Here is a 19,896-nt window from a genome sequence, read left to right on the forward strand (position 1 = left end):
GGCACACCCTCATATTCCCCACCACCATGCCGTGCAAATTCTCCTGTCACAACCGCTGAAAACGGGTGAAAGGCTCTGAAGGCGGCTCTTGGGGCCGCGCTTGGCCCGTTGGGGGTTGAAATACGCGTTAAGCCTCCTTGCAAAGCCCCGCATCTAGACCTAGGTTCCGCCAAACTTCGACGGCAGGCCGGAACGGGCGTGCTCCCTCATTCAAAGGACCAACGCCATGCAAGGTATTCAACAATTCGTCCCTCTCATTCTGATCTTTGCGATCATGTATTTCCTGCTGATCCGCCCGCAGCAGAAGAAGGTAAAAGAACATCAGGCGATGGTTAAGGGCCTGCGCCGTGGCGATCAGGTTGTCACCCAAGGCGGTCTGATCGGTAAGGTCGTCAAGGTCAAAGACGATGGCGAGCTTGAGGTCGAACTGGCCGAGAACGTCAAAGTGCGCGTTGTGCAGTCGACCATCGCGACCGTCGTCTCCAAGACCGAACCCGCCAAGTAAACTGCCAATAGGGCAGCGTTAAGAAGGGCTTGCGCCATGCTTCAGATTGATCTGTGGAAACGGGTGTTGATCATCCTCACCTGTGCGGCTGGCCTGTATCTGGCGCTGCCCAACGCGTTTTACGGCCCCGTAGAGCAGCATAATGATGCGATCAAAGCGATGGACGTGGCCGGTGCCACGCCCGAGCTTGAGGCGCAGGCGGCGCTGTGGCCCACGTGGCTGCCAGAGCGGTTGGTGAACCTCGGGTTGGACTTGCGCGGCGGCGCGCATCTGCTGGCTGAGGTCAACGTCGCCGAGGTCTATGCCAACCGGATGGAAGCGGCCTGGCCCGAGGTGCGCGATGTGTTGCGGTCGATCACGCCGGTGCGCCGCGTTGACGCGCCCGAGGGCGAGTTGCGCGTGCGGATCAACGACGCGGACAAGATGGCCGAGGCGCTAGAGGCGACGCGCACATTGGCGCGGCCTGTGCAAACGATCACAGGGGCGGGTCAGAATGACATCGTGGTCAGCGGTGCCGAAGACATCATTAGCGTGACTTTGACCGACGCCGAAAAGCTGGCCACGGACGAGCGGACCATGCAGCAATCGCTGGAGATCATCCGCCGCCGCATCGACGAGGTTGGCACACGCGAACCCACGATCCAGCGCCAAGGGTCGGACCGTATCCTTATTCAGGTGCCAGGCATCGGGTCGGCGGCCGAGCTGAAGGCGATCATCGGGACCACGGCGCAATTGACGTTCAACCCCGTTGTGAACCGTGGCGCGGATGAAAACGCATCCCCCGGTCTGGGCAATTCGCTGTTGCCCGACGCGGAGTCTGAGGGTGTGTTCTACATCATCGAAACCGCCCCCGTTGTGACCGGTGAAGAGCTGGTCGATGCGCAGCCCAGCTTTGACCAGAACGGTCGGCCTGCGGTCAGCTTCCGCTTTGACACCACGGGTGCCCGCAAATTCGGGACATATACAGCGGAAAACATCGGCGCGCCTTTTGCGATTGTCTTGGACAACGAGGTCATCAGCGCCCCCACGATCCAAAGCGCCATTCCGGGCGGGTCGGGTATCATCACCGGCAATTTCTCGGTCGAGGAATCGACCAATCTGGCCGTCTTGCTACGGGCAGGGGCCTTGCCTGCGGGGCTGACCTTTGTCGAAGAGCGCACGATCGGGCCGGAACTGGGCCAAGACAGCATCGACGCGGGCAAGATTGCCACAAGCGTCGCCTTCATCGCTGTGCTGTTCTTTATGTGGGCGAGCTACGGTTTGTTTGGCTTCTTTGCCAATATTGCGCTGATCGTGAACGTCTGCATGATCTTTGGCCTGCTCAGCCTGATCGGGGCGACGCTGACATTGCCCGGGATTGCGGGTATCGTTTTGACCGTCGGTATGGCGGTTGATGCGAATGTGCTGATCTTTGAACGTATCCGCGAGGAGCTGAAAACAGCCAAAGGTCCGGCGCGTGCCATCAGCCTCGGATACGAGCGCGCGCTCAGCGCTATTCTGGATGCCAACATCACCACCTTTATCATCGCGGTGATCCTGTTCACCTTAGGGTCCGGGCCAGTGCGCGGCTTTTCTGTGACGCTGGGTATCGGCATTATTACATCGGTCTTTACCGCATATTTCGTCACCCGTCTGATGGTCGTGTTCTGGTTTGAACGCGCCCGCCCCAAGACGATCACGGTCTAGGAAATTGATATGAAACGTTTGCGACTGATCCCTGACGAAACCAGCTTTGACTTTTTCAAACACGCAAAATTCACCTTTGGCGCGTCCTGCGTGGCTGTGGTTCTGGCCATGGCCGTGTGGTTCACGATGGGTCTGAACTATGGCATCGACTTCCGCGGGGGCACAACATTGCGCACCCAAAGCGAAGCTGCCGTTGATGTCGCTGCCTACCGCGCCGCGCTAGAGCCGCTGGAGCTGGGTGATATCTCGATTTCTGAGGTGTTCGACCCGACCAGCGATGGCAGCAAACACGTGGCCATGGTGCGCATTCAGGCGCAAGAGGGCGAAGAAGCCGCAACGCCGGAAATGATCGCAGCGGTTGAGGGTGCGCTGAAAACTGTCGCGCCGAACATCATCTTTACCTCGGTTGAATCGGTGGGTCCCAAAGTATCGGGCGAACTGATCCAGACGGCGTTTCTGGCGGTTGGTGCATCACTGGCCGCGATCCTGATCTACATCTGGTTGCGGTTCGAATGGCAGTTTTCCGTGGGTGCGGTCGCGGCCCTGTTCCACGATGTGATCCTGACCATCGGCATTTTCTCGGCGCTGCAAATCCGGTTCGATTTGCCCGTGATTGCGGCGATCCTGACCATCATCGGCTATTCGATCAACGATACGGTGGTGATCTTTGACCGGTTGCGGGAAAACCTGCGCAAATACAAAAAACGCCCGCTGCGCGATGTGATGAACATCAGTGTGAACGAAACCCTTAGCCGTACCTTGATGACATCGGGCACGACCCTTTTGGCGCTGATTGCGCTGTTGGTTCTGGGTGGTGATGTGATCCGTGGCTTTGTCTTTGCGATCACATGGGGCGTTGTCGTCGGGACCTATTCATCGGTCTTTGTGGCGAAGAACGTGGTGCTGTTCCTTGGGGTCAAACGCGACTGGTCCAAGAAAGACAACAACACAGGCCAATACGCCAACATAGATGCCTGAGGTATTAGCCGCAGCCGGATCGACCACAGGTCTGATCTGGCTGTTATGCGCTGTCATCGTTGCCGGGCTGGTGCGCGGATTTGCCGGATTTGGCAGCGCAATGATCATCATGCCCGTGGCGGCATCGGTTCTTAGCCCCGTCCAAGCGGTGATATTTCTAACAGCGGCAGAATTGCTGGGGCCTTTGCCAAACCTGCCCGCAGCCCTGCGCCAAGGCACCAAACGCGATGTTTCCCTTTTGCTGGCGGGTGTTGTGCTGGCGATGCCGCTGGGATTGCTCTGCTTGTCTTACGTGTCGCCTGATCCGTTCGGCTGGATTGTGTCGGGTGTCGTGATGACATTGCTGGTGCTCCTGATCACAGGATGGCGGTATCCGGGCACCCTTAGCCCGCCGCTGGTTGTCGGCACGGGTGCGTTGGGTGGTTTTATGACAGGGTTTGCGGGCATCGCCGGGCCGCCTGTCATTATGCTCTATATGGCCAGCAAGCTGCCAATCGCAGTGATCCGCGCGAATTTTCTGCTGTATCTGCTGGGCATTGATCTGCTGTTGTTTGCCATGCTCTGGGCCAGCGATTTGTTGGTCTGGCAGATCGTTGTCTTGGGCCTATTGATGGGTATTCCCAGCGTCCTGGCCAATATGATCGGGGCGCGGCTCTTTAACCCCGGCTCCGAGAGGCTTTTCCGTACTGTAGCCTATATTGTTATCGGGCTTTCCGCTATTATCAGCCTGCCGCTGTGGAAAGGATAAGGTCATGCGCCTGAACGAGGTTGTGTTTAACGATGCCAAACCTGTCGAAGGGTACGGCCCCGGTTTTTTCCGCATTGGCGGCACCGTGATCGAAGGGCCGGTGATTACCGGGGCCATGGGTACGCAGACATGGGGCAGTTTTGACGATGTGGCAGCACTGCTGGCGCTGGCAGGCGAGATCGACATTCTGTTTCTGGGTATGGGGGCCGAAATCGCCCATGTCCCCGCTGACGTTCGCCGCCAGCTCGAAGAGGCGGGGCTGGGCCTCGAAGTCATGTCATCGCCCGCGGCGTCGCGTACCTATAACGTGCTGCTAAGCGAAGGCCGACGCGTCGCGCTGGCGATGATACCGATCTGATATGACATTGCGGGTAAATGATCTGGCGGTTGCCCGTGGCGGTGTGCCTGTGCTGAACGGCGTATCGTTTGAGGTCGCGCCGGGTACATCGCTAATCTTGCGCGGGCCAAACGGCGCGGGAAAAACCACGCTGCTGCGCACCATCGCCGGGCTGCAACCTGCGCTGTCGGGTCAGATCGACGGGGCAGATGAAACCATCGCCTATGCGGGGCACGCCGATGGCCTTAAGGCGATGCTAAGCGTGGCGGAAAACCTGACCTTCTGGGCGCAGGTCTTTGGCAATAGCGATATCGAACCGGCGCTGGCGGCCTATCAACTTGATCCGCTGCGCGACCGGCTGGCAGGCACGCTATCGGCTGGGCAAAAACGTCGCTTGGGGTTGGCACGGTTGATGGTGACGGGGCGGCCCATCTGGGTGCTGGATGAACCAACCGTATCACTAGACGCCGATGCCGTTGCGATGTTTGCGGCGGCTGTGACCGCGCATCTGGGGGCAGGGGGTATGGCGCTGATCGCGACCCATATCGATCTTGGCCTGAACGCAGATACCTTTGACGTCACCCCATACCGCAGCAAGTCCGACATGCGCAGCGGTGCCAGTGACGAGGCATTCCTATGATTGCCCTGCTGCACCGCGACCTGATGCTTGCGTTCCGCGCGGGCGGTGGCTTTGGCCTTGGGCTTGCGTTCTTTTTGATTGTGACGGTGCTGGTCCCGTTCAGCGTCGGCCCGCAGTCTGAATTGCTGTCAACCATTGCGCCGGGGGTGTTGTGGCTGGGGGCGCTGCTGGCGTGCCTCTTGTCGCTGGACCGCCTGCTGGCCCTGGATTACGAAGATGGCACATTGGATCTGCTGGCCACCGCGCCCCTGCCGCTTGAGGCCGCGCTGAGCATTAAGGCACTGTCCCATTGGCTGACGACGGGCCTGCCGCTGGTGCTGGCCGCGCCCATCTTGGGCCTGATGCTGAACCTTGAACCCGACGGGTATATCTGGCTGATCGCGTCGCTCGCCTTTGGCACACCGGCCCTGTCCGTGATCGGCACTTTTGGCGCTGCACTCACGGTGGGGATAAAGCGTGGCGGATTGTTGATGTCGCTGCTGGTCTTGCCGCTCTATGTGCCCACGTTGATTTTCGGGGCCGAGGCCGCACGACAAGGGGCCATGGGGCTGGATGGTACGACACCGCTGATCCTGCTGGCAGGCATCACGCTGGGCACCATTGCGTTGATGCCATTTGCCTCGGCTGCGGTGTTGCGGATGACATTGCGGTGATACGGACCACGCCTGAGACGTTTTGCCCATTGAGTGCATCCTAGCGGAAGGATAAATACGGAACATGTCTTTGTGGGAATACGCCAATCCGGTGAAGTTTTTGGGCCTCTCTGCCCGTGTGCAGCCGTTCCTGTGGGCGGCCGCGACCATATGCGTGGTCGTCGGATTGATCTGGGGTTTCTTCGCGACACCCGATGATTACCGTCAGGGGTCAACGGTCAAGATTATCTATCTGCACGTCCCCGCAGCCCTCATGGCAATCAACGCGTGGTTCATGATGCTGGTCGCCTCGCTGATCTGGCTGATCCGCCGCCACCATGTCAGCGCCTTGGCCGCCAAGGCCGCTGCCCCCGTGGGGATCACCATGACCCTTATCGCGCTGGTGACCGGGGCGATCTGGGGCCAACCCATGTGGGGCACGTGGTGGGCATGGGACCCGCGCCTGACGTCCTTCCTGATCCTGTTTCTGTTCTACCTTGGCTATATCGCGCTGTGGGAGGCGGTTGAGGACCCGGATACCGCTGCCGATCTCACCTCGGTCTTGTGCCTTGTGGGGTCGGTGTTCGCGGTGCTGTCGCGCTATGCCGTGAAATTCTGGAACCAGGGCTTGCACCAAGGAACATCCGTGCCGATGGCGACAGGGGGTCGTACGGTCTCAGATGTGTTCTTTTACCCGCTGGCGATCAGCATGGTTGGCTTTGGCTTGTTGTTTCTGGCGCTGGTTTTGTACCGCACCGGTACCGAAATCCGCCTGCGCCGCGCCCGCGCGCTGCTTGCGCGCCGTAAAAGGGAAATGTGATGCCTGATCTGGGAAAATACGCCGCAGAAGTGCTGGGGGCTTACGGGCTCTCGCTGTTCCTGATTGCAGGGTTGATCGTGCTGAGCTTGCGCAAGGGCCGCCGGGCGCGGGCGGAACTGGCCCGCATTGAGGCGAATAAAGATGCCTAAAATCTCACCGCTGATGATCGCCCCGCCGCTGATCTTTGCAGCGTTCGTCGCGCTTGCTGCCTTTGGTATGTTTCGACCCGACCCCGAAGGGCTGCCATCGACACTTGTCGGGCAAACCGCCCCCGCGCTGCCCGACAAGGCGCTCGACGGGTTTGCAGTCCCCGCGACCGATGCCTTTAACAATGGCGAAGTCACGCTGGTCAATTTCTGGGCCAGCTGGTGCCCACCCTGCCGGGCAGAGCACCCGACCTTGCTGCAAATGGATGCTGACGGGATCGCTATTATCGGGGTGAACTTCAAAGACACTGCACGCGCGGCCAGCAGCTATCTAACCGATGATGGCAATCCGTTTCGGGGCGTCGCCTTTGACCCTCAGGGGCGCACGGCGATTGATTGGGGTGTCACCGCCCCGCCTGAAACCTTCATCATCGATGGTAATGGGACGGTACGCTTCCGCTTTGCTGGTCCCTTGGTGGGAAGCGATTATGAACAACGCTTCCTGCCCGCGCTTCGGGATGCTTTGGCGCAGTAACGTTCTTTTTCCAAATGGACTAACATCCTAGCCGAAGGCATTTCTTCCTTTTGGCGATGGCCCAAAGAATTTCGTCTTCGGCGAGGATATTTGAGAGCCAGAGAATACGTAAGGTAGGCGCGCCTATCATTTTATGTGACTTGGCAGAACCGCGCCCGTAACATTTGGACCATGAGAATGATTTTACAGCAGGTTTTCCCGCCCGAGCAACGCGGCGATGTGCGGTTACCGGGTGTTGCGCCCTGTGGACCGGCAGATTGGTTGCGCGTGGATGATGCTTACGATGCGCAGATGCAGTACCGCGCGACCTTGATCGCAGAGCGCCCTCAAGACGTCTTGTATGAGACGGAGGCAGCGCGGGCGGCCAGTCGCGAGGTGTTGCGCGAAGCGTTAACGGTTTTGCCGAAGCTGGGGTTTGATGTCGGGGCAGGTCGGGCCGTTTGCCCGGACGGGCGCGCGGTTGATCTGGACTGGAGTGCACCACTACACAGTTTGGGACATTTGGTGCAGGAAGACATTTGCGTTTTGCAAAAGCGGGGGGATGAGCATGTTCTGGTTGCCGCTGTATTATGCTTTCCCGCAAACTGGCGGCTGGCAGAGAAGGTCGAGCAGCCTTTGACGGCGATCCATGTTCCGGTCGATGAATATGACGCGAATATCGCGCGCCGTGTGCAGCGGTTGTTTGACGGGGTACAGGTGGGCCGGCCGTTGTGGCGGTTCAACCGGTTGGCCTATGCCGATGCTGATCTGCACCAGCCGCGCAAGCGTGAGGTCGACGAGGCGATGCCGTTTCTGCGATCGGAACGACAATGTATTTTGCGGCTGCCGGAAACAGATGCTGTGGTTTTTACCATCCACACCACGGTGGTGCGCCGCGAGGGCACGCCTGCCTCAGAATGACCGGGCAGGCGTGTCAGGTTAGCGTGGGTCGAGCGCGAGATGCGGTTTTCTGTCCGAGGTCTTGCGCGGTGAGATCCCATCGGCACCCACCACCGCCGTGACCTGCCTGCGCAGGTTGCTGAAGTGCGGTGAGGTAACAACGTCCACCGCTGTGTCAAAGCGCAGGGTAAGTGACCACATGCCACTGCCGGACAGTTTGGCGGCTTTCACGATGCCTTTGAAGGGCTGGCCAAGGTAATTGCCCGAGACGCGGTCGCCGGGCGTCCAGCCGTGGGTTGGGGCGCTGGCCTGTGCGCTGAGCGTGTTCCAATCGCGCGCGCCCCATTGATGGGCCACCATTTCCAATGTGGCCGCATGGGAAACGGCTTTGCCTTGGGATGCGAGATCGGCGCGCAGACGTTTTGCCTGAGATTTCAGGACATCGGTCGAAGGTATTTGGCTTGTCATGTTTAACACTCCTGCTCTCGCAAAAGTCGAAGGGGGTCCGCGTTGCCCATCAATCGGCGAGATTGAAGGTGTCGTGTTTTCAAGGGCTTCACCGGAATGCGGACGGCAGGGGCCTTTCCCTTTGCCCCATATGGCGGGTTAGTGCCCGGATTTCAAGGGACAGTGTGTGAGGAGGTCACTGATGCCTTCGGCGAGGATTTTGGACCATTTGGAAATGAGAGGCTGCGTGCCACATCGTGCACGCCGCTTGTTATTCGGCTAGCCGTCGATGCGGGCGGCCATGATGGCGATTGCCTTTTGATATACGCCGGCGGCATTCCATTGCTTGATGACTTCGAAATTGCCTTGGCCTTCTTGGTAACCGATGCCGGGTTGCCAGCCTTTTTGGCGCAGAAAGTTTGCGGTTGAGGCGAGGGCGTCGGCCTGATTGTAGAAATCGACGCGTCCGTCCCCGTTTGCATCGACGCCGTAGCGCAGGGCATTGCCCGGCAGGAATTGGGTGTGTCCTAATTCGCCGTGTTTCGCGCCCTTGGTGGTGTTGGTGATCGCCCCTGCATCAACCAGTTTCAGTGCGCCGATGGCGTGGGGTTCAAAGAATGCCGAACGGCGGCAATCATAGGTCAGGGTGGTGATTGCTGAGACCACGGCGCTGTCGCCCATGAAATGGCCAAATGCGGTTTCCATCCCGTGGATGGCGATGATCACGCCAGCAGGGACACCATAGCGGGATTCAAGGGCGGTATAGAAGCTGGCATCGCGGGCTTTGCGTTTGCGGCCTTGGGCCACGATGGTATCGGCACCGCGCACCTGCATGAACTTTGACAAGCTGTATTTAAATGACTTTTGATTGCGGTCTGCCGCGATTGTGCCAGAGGCATATTGCGCGCGGGCCAGTGCGTTTAACCCGGCCTGTCCGACCCCGGCTGCAACGGCTTCTTTGGCGAAGGCGGATTTCCATGCATTAAAGCCGCCCGCGTTGTTACCGCATTGCGCAGCGTTCACCGCCGATGACAGGCCCGCCGTGAACAGACAGGCCGCGGCTAAAATCTTGAATGGATACATCGGGGGAACCTCAAAGTGACGGAATTTAGGCAATATTAGCCGTTGGTGTTAAAACTTCAAAGTGAAACTAGTGTGAATACCCCGCCGGACAACATGCAAAAAGGGCGCCCCATATGGGACGCCCTTTCGCTGTGTGTGCCTGTTGTGGATCAGCAGCTGTAGTACATGCCGAATTCAACAGGGTGGGGTGTGTGCTCGTAGGTGTGCACTTCTTCCATCTTGAGTTCGATATAACCTTCGAGCTGATCCTTGGTGAACACGTCACCGGCCAGCAGGTAGTCCATGTCGTTTTGCAACTCTTCCAGCGCTTCACGCAGGGAACCACATACGGTTGGGATATCAGCCAGTTCTTCGGCAGGCAGATCATAGAGGTTTTTATCCATGGCTTCGCCCGGATCGATCTTGTTCTTGATGCCGTCAAGGCCAGCCATCAACAGTGCAGCGAAGCACAGGTATGGGTTGGCTGCGGGATCGGGGAAACGTGCCTCGACGCGCTTGGCTTTGGGGCTTTCTGTCCATGGGATCCGAACACAACCCGAGCGGTTGCGCGCGGAGTAGGCGCGCAGAACGGGGGCCTCGAAGCCGGGGATCAGACGCTTGTAGCTGTTGGTCGCTGGGTTGGTGAAGGCGTTCAACGATTTGGCGTGAGACAGGATGCCGCCAATGAAATACAGCGCTTCCTGGGACAGGTCGGCGTATTTGTCGCCTGCAAACAAAGGCTTGCCGTCTTTCCAGATCGACATGTTCACGTGCATGCCGGACCCGTTGTCGCCGTAGATCGGCTTGGGCATGAAGGTTGCCGATTTGCCATAGGCATGCGCCACGTTGTGGATCACATATTTGTACTTTTGCAGCTCGTCCGCTTGATTTGTGAGAGAGCTGAAAATCAAGCCCAGCTCGTGTTGGCAGGACGCAACCTCGTGGTGGTGCTTGTCCACTTTCATGCCGAGACGTTTCATCGTCGACAGCATTTCAGCGCGCAGGTCTTGGGATTCGTCGACTGGGTTGACCGGGAAATACCCACCCTTCAGGCCGGGGCGGTGGCCCATGTTGCCCATCTCATAGTCGGTGTCAGTGTTCCAGGACGCGTCAGATGCGTCAACTTCGTAGGATACCTTGTTGATCGAGTTCGAGAATTTAACGTTGTCGAACAGGAAGAATTCGGCTTCTGGACCCATATAGGCCACGTCACCAATACCCGAAGATTTCAGATATGCTTCGGCTTTCTGTGCCGTGCCACGTGGGTCGCGGTCATAGGCTTCGCCTGTGTCGGGCTCAACAATGGAGCAGTGTACGCAGATGGTTTTTTCTGCATAAAACGGGTCGATATAGGCGGTGTCGGTGTCGAGCATCAGTTTCATGTCCGATGCTTCGATGCTTTTCCAGCCCGCAATCGAGGAGCCGTCAAACATGAAGCCCTCTTCGATGAAGTCCTCGTCAACCAGGTCCGAAACGATTGTGACGTGCTGCAGCTTGCCGCGTGTGTCCGTAAAGCGAACATCTACGTATTCGATGTCCTCATCCTTGATTTTTTTCAAGAAGTCCTTGGTGCTCATTGGATGATATCCTTTTTCTTAAAACTTTGTTGGATTACAGCGCGTCTGAACCGGTCTCGCCGGTACGGATGCGGATTGTTTGTTCGATGGTGCTGACAAAAATCTTGCCATCGCCGATCTTTTCGGTTTTTGCAGCGTTCACGATGGCTTCAACAGCGGCATCGACCTGGTCATCATCCAGAACAATCTCGATTTTAACCTTGGGCAGGAAATCAACGACATATTCGGCACCACGGTACAGTTCGGTGTGGCCTTTTTGACGACCAAAGCCTTTAACTTCGATCACGCTCAGACCTTGAACGCCGACCTCCTGAAGTGCCTCTTTTACTTCATCTAACTTGAACGGTTTGATCACAGCTTCGATCTTTTTCATCTGAGGCCTCCCTGCCGATATGCGCCATTAATGTTTGCATCTGCGTCATTTCACGATGCAAGGCGACGGTCTACCAGACGTGCGGAGGAGTCCACATCAAGCGATGAAATTTCGAGCGCACAGCACAATTAATATACTATACGTCTAAATATTAGGCATAAGTGAAATTGTCGGGGCCGAGAACCGGCGCACCTTCCCCTGCAGCGACTGCTTTCGGCCCGATAAGTCCCAGTTGCCACGCGGTTTCCTACCGCTGCGATTCCACAGCCGTAGGGGGCAGGGGCACAGTAGGTCTATGACAGAACTGGGCGCTTAAGTAGTTTGAATATGCGTCAAACACATGGCGTTGACGGTATTCTGCCCCGCTTATGCGGCGTCCAGCGCAGCACCCCTTGCTCGGCTGGCATCGGCTGTCCCTAGCTCAAGCCCACCTGCATAGATGATATGCGGGTCGGCGCAGAATATCTGGATCAACACCTGCGTTTGTTCGCCTTGGTCGATGATGAATTCATGATCCACAAGGGCCCGCGCCGGTACCAAAGCCCGTTCGCAGTTGAACAGCGCCCGCGAGCGCCAATCCCGTATCAGAACCATTTGATCACCCGCCAAAAACGTATCGCGTTCAGGGCGTGTATGGCCCAAAGACCCGGCTGCAAACGAGATCGTGCGCACCTTACGGGTTGTACGTTGGATATGAGTGACTTTGGAAACCCCGCAGTCGCGCGTAATGAGCTTGTCACCAATGCTGAGAATTTCCGCTGGAATTTCCCCATCAAGGGTGAGCAAACGAGTCCCCGATGTCAGTCCGGTATCGACGCTGACATAGGGCATATATTGGCCCGCTGGCGAATTGTTTTCGCCGCCGCGCACGACCGTATTCGGTTTCATGGGCGTATTTTCCTTATTTTACCTGCCTCAGGTGCCGATTATGATATTGCAAAAAACTGTTGGTGTCTTGTGTTTTTTACACTCGCCAACCTGAGCGTTGTTTGATAGAGACCGCGCCATGCGGGTGTGGCGGAATTGGTAGACGCACCAGATTTAGGTTCTGGCGCCTATGGCGTGGGGGTTCGAGTCCCTTCACCCGCACCATTTTTCATTTAAATTATTGATTTACATGCGGTAAATTTATGGCGGCGCGTTCGCGCACCGCCTTTTGATCCACATTCGTAAACGTGCTGTATCTGCGAGCTATACGGAAAATACGCCCAACTGGTGATGGTCGTTAGACACTCTCGGAGCGTGGATATTCTCAGCCGGGGCATCGCGATGGTCCTTTTTAAAGGAATTCGTCATGATGAGGATACCGTCGAAAAAAGCTCTCAAGGAGTTGGTTCTATATTCACCGCAACACGGAGTGCGACCTTAGCAGGCAGGCTATTCCCAAGCGAGTAATGCTATGCCCGATCGGTGTCGGGTGGGTTGAAGCAACGGCGGTCTGGTGGGGGCTGTTCGTGGATTTATACGCGGTGAGGATGATCCACGTCAGCGAAATACACGCGGGTTGCGCAGGCCCCAGTCAGCGTAGAGATCCGCCATAATTGTGCGGAATTGGTGCTCCGTTTTGCCCAGCATGTTCCGGGTGTCGCCGGTCTGGCCAAATACCGTCGCTTCGCCGCCGACTTCTACGCTGTCTAGATCCGTGGCGTCGACAACGACCGTGTTCATCGAAACCTTTCCCAGTACTGGTGCGCTTTGGGCTCCAATCGCCAAGGCTGCACCGTCTTGCACATCGCGCCGGAACCCGTTCGCATAGCCGATCGAAACACACGCCAACCGCCGATCACTGCGCAGCCGATAGGCCCCGTCATAGCCAACGGTCGCCCCCTTGGGATAATGGCCCAGACTGACTATGCGCGCCTTTAGCTCCATTGTGGTTTGGAACCCCAGTTCGGGTTTTAATATCCCGTAAAGGATCGCCCCGCAGCGGTACATATCGGTCTTAACAGGTTGATCGGCCACCAAGGTAAGCGAGCTTCCCGCATGCACAAGGACGCGCGATCTATCGAGTGTGGTGTTATCGATGATCCACGACACCTGATCTTGGAACAGGTCTGACGCGGTAGGCAGGGATGCGGGGGTGTTGTCTGGGAAATGCGTGCAGATGCCCACGACATCCTCGCCAAGCATCTTAACAATAGCAAGGCAGGTGATCCGGCCTTGGTCGGTCGCAATCTCGAGGCCGTCGCGCGACATGCCAAGCGTATTCAACGCCAGATGCGCCCGCACGGGGTGACCTGCGTTTTTCAGATCCCACAGCTTTTGTGCAACCTCGAGAGAGCCCACCTGTTCCTCGACACGCGCACCCAGCGCGTCCGTGATCTCGGCGGGTGTGGCGGCGCGCAGGCGGATCAACGTGCCGGTAAAGCCCGCCGTGCGCACGGCGTAGGCTTCGGTGTTTGAGGTGATGCCAATGCAAGTAACGTCTTGTGCTTGGATCAGGGGCACGACCTGCTCGATGCCGTGGCCATAGGCATCGGCTTTGAGCACCGCACAGAACCTGCGCCCTTTGGGCAGCAGACCGAGGGCAAGCGTGAGGTTATGTGATATCCTATCGCGGTGAATTTCGCACCACGAGCCAGGGCATCTGTCCTCTGTCATGGCGTGGGCGGACCCAGCAAACGTGCAAGGATGCCGCAAAACTGATCCGTGACAATCGGCAGGAGGGCATCGGGGAAATCATAGTCAGGGTTGTGCAATTGGGGCTGGTTTTCACCCGACCCGATATACAGCATCGCGGCCTTGGCCCCGTCGTCCCCGATGCGGCCAAAATCCTCGGACCAGCGCATGGGGGTGGGCATTTCGTTGATGGTAAATCCCAAATCCGTCGCCACATTGCGTGCGATTTTCGTCGCCTCGGGGTCGTTGATCACCGCCCGAAAGACGTCATGCCACCGAACCTCTATCTTTAGTGGCCCCTTTTCATGTTCGATATGCGCCTGCGCTGCGGCAATCAGGCTGTCCATACGGTCGTTGGTCATGGTGCGCAAAGTCACACGCAGTTCGCCATCTGCGGGGGCAATGCCAAAGCTGGGCTCGCCAAGCTTTGCGTGGGTTAGCGTCGACAGGGCGAAGTTCTCTTGGTCAATGGTGCCATAGCCAAGCGCGCCCAGCGTGGCCATCAGCCCAGCCATGGCACCAGCGGGCGATATACCGTCCTCTGGTGCCGCAGCATGAGAGCTTCTCCCCGTCAGCAGGATCTGCATCCCGCGTGACGCGCAATTTCCCGGCCCCGATCGCAGGCCGATCTCGCCCAAGGGGCGGCCCGGCACATTATGATAGGCAAAGGCATAGTCGGGCCGGATGTCGGGCCAGCGGGCGTCGTCGATCACCGCTTTTGCACCTGCGCCGGTTTCCTCGGCTGGTTGGAACAGCAAGATCACCCGCCCCGACGCAGGGCGCGCCGCCAGCGCCATCGCGACACCAACCATGCTGGCCATATGGCCGTCATGACCGCACAGATGCCCTTTGCCGTCGACTTGCGATTTATACGGCAGATCGGATTGCTCATGAATGGGCAGGCCGTCCAATTCGCAACGCAACATAACGGTGGGGCCGGGGGCGTGCCCCTTGAACTCTGCCGCAACGCCGTGGCCGCCCAAACCGGTCCAAATCCGGTCGGGGGCCAGCGCGGTAAGCTCGGCAGTGATGCCTTGGGCAGTGACCGCTTCTTCGCCCGATAGCTCTGGCGCGCGGTGTAGATCGTGACGCAGCCGCGTCAGGTAATCGATTTGGGTCGGAGAGAGCGATTGCATCATGTGTCCCTAACGTTCTTCGGTGCCGCACCAATCGGCAATGAACAGGGCGGTTGCTTTGGTGACGCGGCGTATGCTCTCAATCTCGACCCGCTCGTTAAAGCCGTGGATTGCCTCGGCGCGGGGGCCGTAAACCAGCGCGGGGGTGTTTGCATATAGACCAAAGAACCGCGCATCGGTGGTCGCGGTGATGGCCTCGCGGACCAGTGCCTCGCCCGTGACGTCGTGATGCGCGGTCTCTAGGGCGTTGATGGCCGAAAGCGCATTGGCAGAGCTGTCTTGGGACAGGGCATACCCCTCGGCGTGAAAGCCGTGATAGACGATTTCGGGCAAGGAATTGCTAAGGAACGCGTTCTCGCGGGCGGCATCCAGGATCACCTTTTCGATCTCGGCCTTTGCGGCGTCGATGGATTGGCCTGGAAAGATTGCCATGCGCACGTCAAACACGCTCCACGCTGGAACCGAGCTGGTCCAATCGCCGCCTTCAATCTTGCCAATATTCAGGTTCAGCGCATGATCCATATGGGCATAATCATCGGGCCGGTTTTCCGCCGCGTTCCAGCGGTGTTCCATCTCGTGCAGGGCGCGGATCAGGGGAAAGGCCGCTTCGATCGCGTTTGCCCCTTGGCTCGCATAGGCGACATGTGTGGGCAGACCTTTTAGGTGGACCTGAAACCAGATCACCCCAAGCTGCGCGATGGCCAGATGTTCGGAAAACGGTTCGGGGATCAGGGCAGCATCCGCCCTATAGCCGCGCGCAAGACAGGCCAGCGCGCCATTGCCGGTGCATTCTTCCTCGACCACGGATTGAAAATAAACATCTGCGCCGGGGGCAAACCCACAGGCGGCAAGGGCGTCAAGCGCGAACAGGTTTGAGGCCAACCCGGCCTTCATATCACCGCCACCACGCCCATATAGCCAACCGCCTTCGATACGCGGCTCAAACGGCGGGCTGTCCCACATGCCCAGCGGTCCGGCCGGAACCACGTCGATATGCCCGTTTAAAATCAGCGACCGCCCTTGCTGTGTTGTTGACCGATGAGTGCCGACCACATTTACCGCGTCCTCATAGGGGTCAAGCACGGGGGAAAACCCCGGCAAGTGCTGGATTTCAGCGATATCGATCTGCCAGCGATCCAGCGCGTAGCCGCGTTTCTCCAGTTCGTCGGCCATGAAGTCTTGCGCGGATTGTTCGTTGCCCCGCGTCGACGGGTGGGCCGTAAGGTCAGACAGAAAGGTCAGTTGGTGGTCAAAGGCGGCGTCGACGGCGGCGCAGATGCGGGTGTTCAGATCGTCTTGCATTGAGGTGCCTCAGAATGTGGGGTGGGGTGTATCGGGTAGGATCAGCGGCGCATCAGTGGCCTCGGCGACTTCGGCGGCGGTGACGCCTTGGGCGGTTTCGACCAGATGAAAGCCCTGCGCGCTGACGTCAATCACGGCCATATCTGTGAATATGCGCGACACACAGCGATGCGCCGTTAGGGGCAAGGTGCAGGTTTGTTTCAGCTTGGGGTTTCCCGCTCGGTCCGTGTGGGTGGTCAACACGATCACACGGCGCGCTTTTTGCGCCAGCTCAATCCCGCCGCCGACGCCGGGGCTGAACTTGCCGGGGATTTTCCAGTTGGCCAGATCGCCCGCGGCGCTGACCTCGAACGCGCCAAGCATCGTCAGGTCAAGTCGCCCCGAGCGCACGATGGCAAAGCTGTCCGCGCTATGCATAAACGCAGAACCGGGCAGGGCGGAGACATAGGCCCCACCGGCATCAATCAGGTTTCTATCCGCATCTTCCGGTGACAGCGTGGGGCCAATACCCGTCAGCCCGTTTTCAGTATGCAGGCATACGGGGAAATCAGCGGGCAGATGGTTCACCACCTTCGTTGGCAACCCAATACCCAAATTCACCACGGTACCGGGGCTAATCTCGCGCGCGGCGCGGGCAATCATGCGTTCCCTAGCGTTGGACAACGGCGTATTCCTTTGACAGCTCGGCCAGCGGGGACACGTGATCCACAAAAACCCCTGCGCTGTGCACATCATCGGGGTCAATCGCACCCAGCGGCATAATGCTTTCGGATTCGACAATTACACAATCCGCTGCCATGGCCATCAGGGGGTTGAAGTTTCGCGCAGTCGCGGCAAAGGCGAGGTTGCCGAATGTATCGGCCCGGTCCGCGTGGATCAGGGCCACATCGGCGCGCAAAGCAGGTTCGACCACATAAGATACCCCCGCCATTTCAACGACCTGTTTGCCATGTGCAAGTTCGGTGCCGATGCCGATGTCACTCAGGATCGCACCAATACCAGCCCCGCCGGCGCGGATACGTTCGGCCAAAATGCCCTGCGCATTAAATTCAACCTCAATCTGTTTTGTATTCATCAGTTCGATCGCGTGGCTGTTCAGCCCCAAATGGGTTGTGATCAGACGTTTAACCTGACCGCTTTGCAAGAGATGGTCGATGCCCATGCCCGGCTCGTTCGCATCATTCTTGATCACCGTCAGGTCCCTTGCGCCATGTGCGACCAAGGCGTGGATCAGCGTCATGGGGGTACCCGGCACGCCAAAACCCCCGATCATGACCGTATGACCGTCCTTGATCCTGCCAATCGCCGCATCCATGGCGCATGTCTTGTCTGGAAACCTCATGCGGCGTGCTCAACCGGCTGGCCGATCTCGGCGGCGAAGGCATCTAGCGCGTCCCGCAGGATCACCATCATTTCGCCGATCTGCGCCTCGGTGATGATCAGTGGTGGGGCCAATAGGAAATGATCCCCCGCCGTGCCGCCCCGCGTGCGACGCGAATAGATGATCAAACCGCGGGCATAGGCCAGCTCAACCAGCCGTTCATAGGCGTTTAGCGCAGGATCAAGCGGTTCCATGGTGCTGAGGTCCGACACGAATTCAAAGGCGGTCAGCAGCCCCTTGCCACGCACATCGCCGATAAAGGGATAGCGGTCCATCAAGGCGCGCAACTCGGCCATTAAAACTTCGCCCATCTTGGCGGCATTTTCGATCAATCCCTGATCTTCCATTTCCTCTAGCACAGCGAGCCCAGCAGAGCAGGCCAAAGGGTTGCCCGCATAGGTAAACCCGTGCTGGAACCCGCCCGAGTCCAGTACCGGTTCAACGATACGCGCGCCTGCTATGATCGCGCCAAGCGGGGCATAGCCTGCGCCAAATCCCTTGGACATGGCAACGATGTCGGGCGTGATGCCCCAATGTTCGGCGGCTAGGAATTTGCCGGTGCGGCCTGCGCCGGTCATGACCTCGTCATAGATCAGCAGCACGCCGTATTCGTCGCAAATCTCACGGATGCGCCCGTAATAGCTGTCTGGTGCGACCAAGGCCCCGGTCGAGGCACCGCCTACGGGTTCCATCACAAAGGTCAGCACGTTTTCCGGCCCTTCCTCCAGTATTCTGTCGCGCAGCAATTCGGCATATTTCAGACCGCGTTGCTCTTCGGTCAGGTTATCGCGGTCCAGGTAGGTGGCAGGCGCGTCGATCTTGGGCATGCCTTCCATCATCGGGGCAAAGGGCGCACGCAAGGGATCATAGCCCGTCAAATCCAGCGCCCCAAGGGTGCAGCCGTGATAGGAGGGGAACCGCGAAATGACCCTGTGCCGGTTGGGCTGCCCTTGGGTAAGGGCATATTGCCGCGCCAGCTTTACCGCGCTTTCAACGGCCTCCGATCCGCCAGACACAAAGAACACACGGTCCAGCCCGTCTGGCGTCATCGCAACAGTTTTGGCGGCCAGATCCTCGGACGGGTGGGTGCGGAAATGCAAACGGTAGCCAAAGGTCGCCTTGTCCATCTGCGCTTTGATCTTGGCCAGAACGCGGGGGGTGGAATGGCCGATGTTTGACACCATCGCGCCTGACGATCCGTCGATATACCGCTTGCCGTCTTCGTCGAAGAGATAAATCCCCTCGCCATAATCCAGAAAGGGGCGGGGGTTGCGGGATTGGTAAAACAGGTAAGACGCCGCGTCGGTCATTTGTTCGCCCCAAGGTGTTTGCCCAAGAATTCACGGGTACGCGCCTTGGTGGGGTTTTTGAACAGAACTTCGGGCGGGCCCTCTTCGACAACCACACCTTGATCCATGAACAACACACGATCACAGACCGAGGCGGCAAAATCCATTTCATGGGTGACGATGATCATCGTCATGTCCTCTTCGGCCAGCTTTTTCATGACCTGGTTCACCTCATCCACCAGTTCAGGGTCCAGCGCCGATGTCGCCTCGTCAAACAGCATCAGCTTGGGGTGCATCGCCAGCGCGCGGGCAATCGCGACGCGCTGCTTTTGACCGCCGGACAGTTGCGAGGGGTAGTAATCGATCCGCTCAAGCATACCTACCTTGTCCAGCTGTTCTTCGGCCAGTTTGTCAGCCTCTTCTTTAGACAATCCTTTAAGCATCTTGGGGGCCATGGCGACATTGTCGCGGGCGGTCATATGCGGGAACAGGTTAAAGTGTTGAAACACCATCCCGATCTGCTGGCGCATCTCATTGATGTGCTTTTCATACTGCCGGTGCGGCAGCTTTTTATTGACCTGAACGCCGTCCAGCCAAATCTCGCCCTTGGTCAACGGATCAAGGTCGTTGATCGCGCGCAAAAGCGTGGATTTTCCCGAACCCGAAGGCCCGATGATGGCGACGATCTGCCCGCGTTTCACCTTTAGGCTGATGTCTTTGAGAACCTCAAGATTGCCATATGATTTCTGCGCGTGACGGATGTCTACGAAGTCTTGTTTATCGGTCATTGTTTTGGCCTTGTGG

23 protein-coding genes and 1 tRNA gene are annotated in these 19,896 nt (G+C 58.3%); 12 read left to right on the forward strand and 12 right to left on the reverse strand.

The features are described 5' to 3' along the window. Nucleotides 1–226: 226 nt before the first annotated feature. The 11 genes from yajC to BM347_RS01405 all read left to right on the forward strand — a co-directional run bounded on the left by yajC (nt 227) and on the right by BM347_RS01405 (nt 7,927). Nucleotides 227–505 carry a preprotein translocase subunit YajC gene (gene yajC / locus BM347_RS01355; RefSeq protein ID WP_093914628.1) on the forward strand — a complete coding sequence of 93 codons (279 nt, stop codon included), beginning with the start codon at nt 227–229 and terminating at the stop codon, nt 503–505. Between the two features lie 36 nt (nt 506–541). Beyond that, nucleotides 542–2,191, forward strand: coding sequence for a protein translocase subunit SecD (gene secD, locus BM347_RS01360; protein ID WP_093914629.1), 1,650 nt, complete (start codon nt 542–544; stop codon nt 2,189–2,191). A gap of 9 nt (nt 2,192–2,200) precedes the next feature. Beyond that, nucleotides 2,201–3,169 carry a protein translocase subunit SecF gene (secF, locus tag BM347_RS01365; RefSeq protein WP_093914630.1) on the forward strand — a complete coding sequence of 323 codons (969 nt, stop codon included), beginning with the start codon at nt 2,201–2,203 and terminating at the stop codon, nt 3,167–3,169. Beyond that, entirely contained in the window at nt 3,162–3,917 is a 756-nt protein-coding gene (locus tag BM347_RS01370; protein WP_093914631.1) for a sulfite exporter TauE/SafE family protein, read from the forward strand. Before secF ends, BM347_RS01370 begins: the two co-directional genes overlap by 8 nt. Before the next feature lie 4 nt (nt 3,918–3,921). Then, nucleotides 3,922–4,275, forward strand: a complete 354-nt coding sequence (locus tag BM347_RS01375) for an Mth938-like domain-containing protein (RefSeq protein ID WP_093914632.1) — start codon at nt 3,922–3,924, stop codon at nt 4,273–4,275. A 1-nt stretch (nt 4,276) separates the two neighbouring features. Further along, nucleotides 4,277–4,894 (forward strand): heme ABC exporter ATP-binding protein CcmA, encoded by a 618-nt coding sequence (gene ccmA, locus BM347_RS01380; protein ID WP_093914633.1) that lies wholly within the window; start codon nt 4,277–4,279, stop codon nt 4,892–4,894. Next, nucleotides 4,891–5,547: a heme exporter protein CcmB gene (gene ccmB / locus BM347_RS01385; protein ID WP_093914634.1), complete on the forward strand. Its 657-nt coding sequence runs from the start codon at nt 4,891–4,893 to the stop codon at nt 5,545–5,547. Before ccmA ends, ccmB begins: the two co-directional genes overlap by 4 nt. Nucleotides 5,548–5,611: 64 nt before the next feature. Further along, on the forward strand, nt 5,612–6,346 hold the full coding sequence (locus tag BM347_RS01390) for a heme ABC transporter permease (protein ID WP_093914635.1): 735 nt from the start codon (nt 5,612–5,614) through the stop codon (nt 6,344–6,346). Then, nucleotides 6,346–6,495, forward strand: a complete 150-nt coding sequence (gene ccmD / locus BM347_RS01395) for a heme exporter protein CcmD (RefSeq protein WP_093914636.1) — start codon at nt 6,346–6,348, stop codon at nt 6,493–6,495. The genes BM347_RS01390 and ccmD overlap by 1 nt, the downstream gene beginning before the upstream one ends. Beyond that, the gene (locus tag BM347_RS01400) at nt 6,488–7,027 is read left to right on the forward strand and encodes a DsbE family thiol:disulfide interchange protein (protein ID WP_175498462.1); all 540 of its coding nucleotides are present in this window, start codon (nt 6,488–6,490) and stop codon (nt 7,025–7,027) included. The genes ccmD and BM347_RS01400 overlap by 8 nt, the downstream gene beginning before the upstream one ends. A gap of 171 nt (nt 7,028–7,198) precedes the next feature. Beyond that, the gene (locus BM347_RS01405) at nt 7,199–7,927 is read left to right on the forward strand and encodes a heme-dependent oxidative N-demethylase family protein (protein WP_093914637.1); all 729 of its coding nucleotides are present in this window, start codon (nt 7,199–7,201) and stop codon (nt 7,925–7,927) included. A gap of 18 nt (nt 7,928–7,945) precedes the next feature. On the opposite strand, the gene BM347_RS01410 is transcribed toward BM347_RS01405, so the two are convergent. The 5 genes from BM347_RS01410 to BM347_RS01430 all read right to left on the reverse strand — a co-directional run bounded on the left by BM347_RS01410 (nt 7,946) and on the right by BM347_RS01430 (nt 12,253). Further along, nucleotides 7,946–8,374 carry a glyoxalase superfamily protein gene (locus tag BM347_RS01410; protein ID WP_093914638.1) on the reverse strand — a complete coding sequence of 143 codons (429 nt, stop codon included), beginning with the start codon at nt 8,372–8,374 and terminating at the stop codon, nt 7,946–7,948. Nucleotides 8,375–8,632: 258 nt separating this feature from the next. After that, nucleotides 8,633–9,436, reverse strand: a complete 804-nt coding sequence (locus BM347_RS01415) for a lytic murein transglycosylase (protein WP_093914639.1) — start codon at nt 9,434–9,436, stop codon at nt 8,633–8,635. 149 nt (nt 9,437–9,585) lie between these two features. Then, nucleotides 9,586–10,992 (reverse strand): type I glutamate--ammonia ligase, encoded by a 1,407-nt coding sequence (gene glnA, locus BM347_RS01420; protein WP_093914640.1) that lies wholly within the window; start codon nt 10,990–10,992, stop codon nt 9,586–9,588. A 34-nt stretch (nt 10,993–11,026) separates the two neighbouring features. Beyond that, complete coding sequence (locus BM347_RS01425) at nt 11,027–11,365, reverse strand: P-II family nitrogen regulator (protein WP_093914641.1); 339 nt, start codon at nt 11,363–11,365, stop codon at nt 11,027–11,029. Between the two features lie 366 nt (nt 11,366–11,731). Further along, on the reverse strand, nt 11,732–12,253 hold the full coding sequence (locus tag BM347_RS01430; RefSeq protein WP_093914642.1) for a Hint domain-containing protein: 522 nt from the start codon (nt 12,251–12,253) through the stop codon (nt 11,732–11,734). 120 nt (nt 12,254–12,373) lie between these two features. Here BM347_RS01430 and BM347_RS01435 point away from each other — a divergent pair. Further along, nucleotides 12,374–12,457: transfer RNA gene (locus tag BM347_RS01435), tRNA-Leu, on the forward strand. 393 nt (nt 12,458–12,850) lie between these two features. Here BM347_RS01435 and BM347_RS01440 read toward each other — a convergent pair. Genes BM347_RS01440 through BM347_RS01470 form a run of 7 tightly spaced genes read right to left on the reverse strand, consistent with a single transcriptional unit; the run spans nt 12,851 to nt 19,880 of the window. Then, complete coding sequence (locus BM347_RS01440; protein WP_093914643.1) at nt 12,851–13,966, reverse strand: alanine racemase; 1,116 nt, start codon at nt 13,964–13,966, stop codon at nt 12,851–12,853. Further along, nucleotides 13,963–15,120 carry an amidohydrolase gene (locus tag BM347_RS01445; RefSeq protein ID WP_342742163.1) on the reverse strand — a complete coding sequence of 386 codons (1,158 nt, stop codon included), beginning with the start codon at nt 15,118–15,120 and terminating at the stop codon, nt 13,963–13,965. Before BM347_RS01445 ends, BM347_RS01440 begins: the two co-directional genes overlap by 4 nt. Nucleotides 15,121–15,129: 9 nt before the next feature. Then, nucleotides 15,130–16,422: an ArgE/DapE family deacylase gene (locus BM347_RS01450; protein WP_093914645.1), complete on the reverse strand. Its 1,293-nt coding sequence runs from the start codon at nt 16,420–16,422 to the stop codon at nt 15,130–15,132. A gap of 9 nt (nt 16,423–16,431) precedes the next feature. Continuing rightward, a complete protein-coding gene (locus BM347_RS01455; protein ID WP_245764152.1) occupies nt 16,432–17,085 on the reverse strand; it encodes a 3-oxoacid CoA-transferase subunit B in 654 nt (217 codons plus the stop codon). Then, nucleotides 17,072–17,764, reverse strand: coding sequence for a CoA transferase subunit A (locus tag BM347_RS01460; protein WP_093914647.1), 693 nt, complete (start codon nt 17,762–17,764; stop codon nt 17,072–17,074). The genes BM347_RS01455 and BM347_RS01460 overlap by 14 nt, the downstream gene beginning before the upstream one ends. Beyond that, nucleotides 17,761–19,113 (reverse strand): aminotransferase family protein, encoded by a 1,353-nt coding sequence (locus BM347_RS01465; protein WP_093914648.1) that lies wholly within the window; start codon nt 19,111–19,113, stop codon nt 17,761–17,763. Before BM347_RS01465 ends, BM347_RS01460 begins: the two co-directional genes overlap by 4 nt. Beyond that, the gene (locus BM347_RS01470; protein WP_093914649.1) at nt 19,110–19,880 is read right to left on the reverse strand and encodes an amino acid ABC transporter ATP-binding protein; all 771 of its coding nucleotides are present in this window, start codon (nt 19,878–19,880) and stop codon (nt 19,110–19,112) included. Before BM347_RS01470 ends, BM347_RS01465 begins: the two co-directional genes overlap by 4 nt. Between the last annotated feature and the right edge of the window lie 16 nt (nt 19,881–19,896).

The sequence above is a fragment of the Sulfitobacter marinus genome (genome assembly GCF_900116285.1).
In the GTDB taxonomy this organism is placed as follows: Bacteria; Pseudomonadota; Alphaproteobacteria; order Rhodobacterales; family Rhodobacteraceae; genus Sulfitobacter; species Sulfitobacter marinus.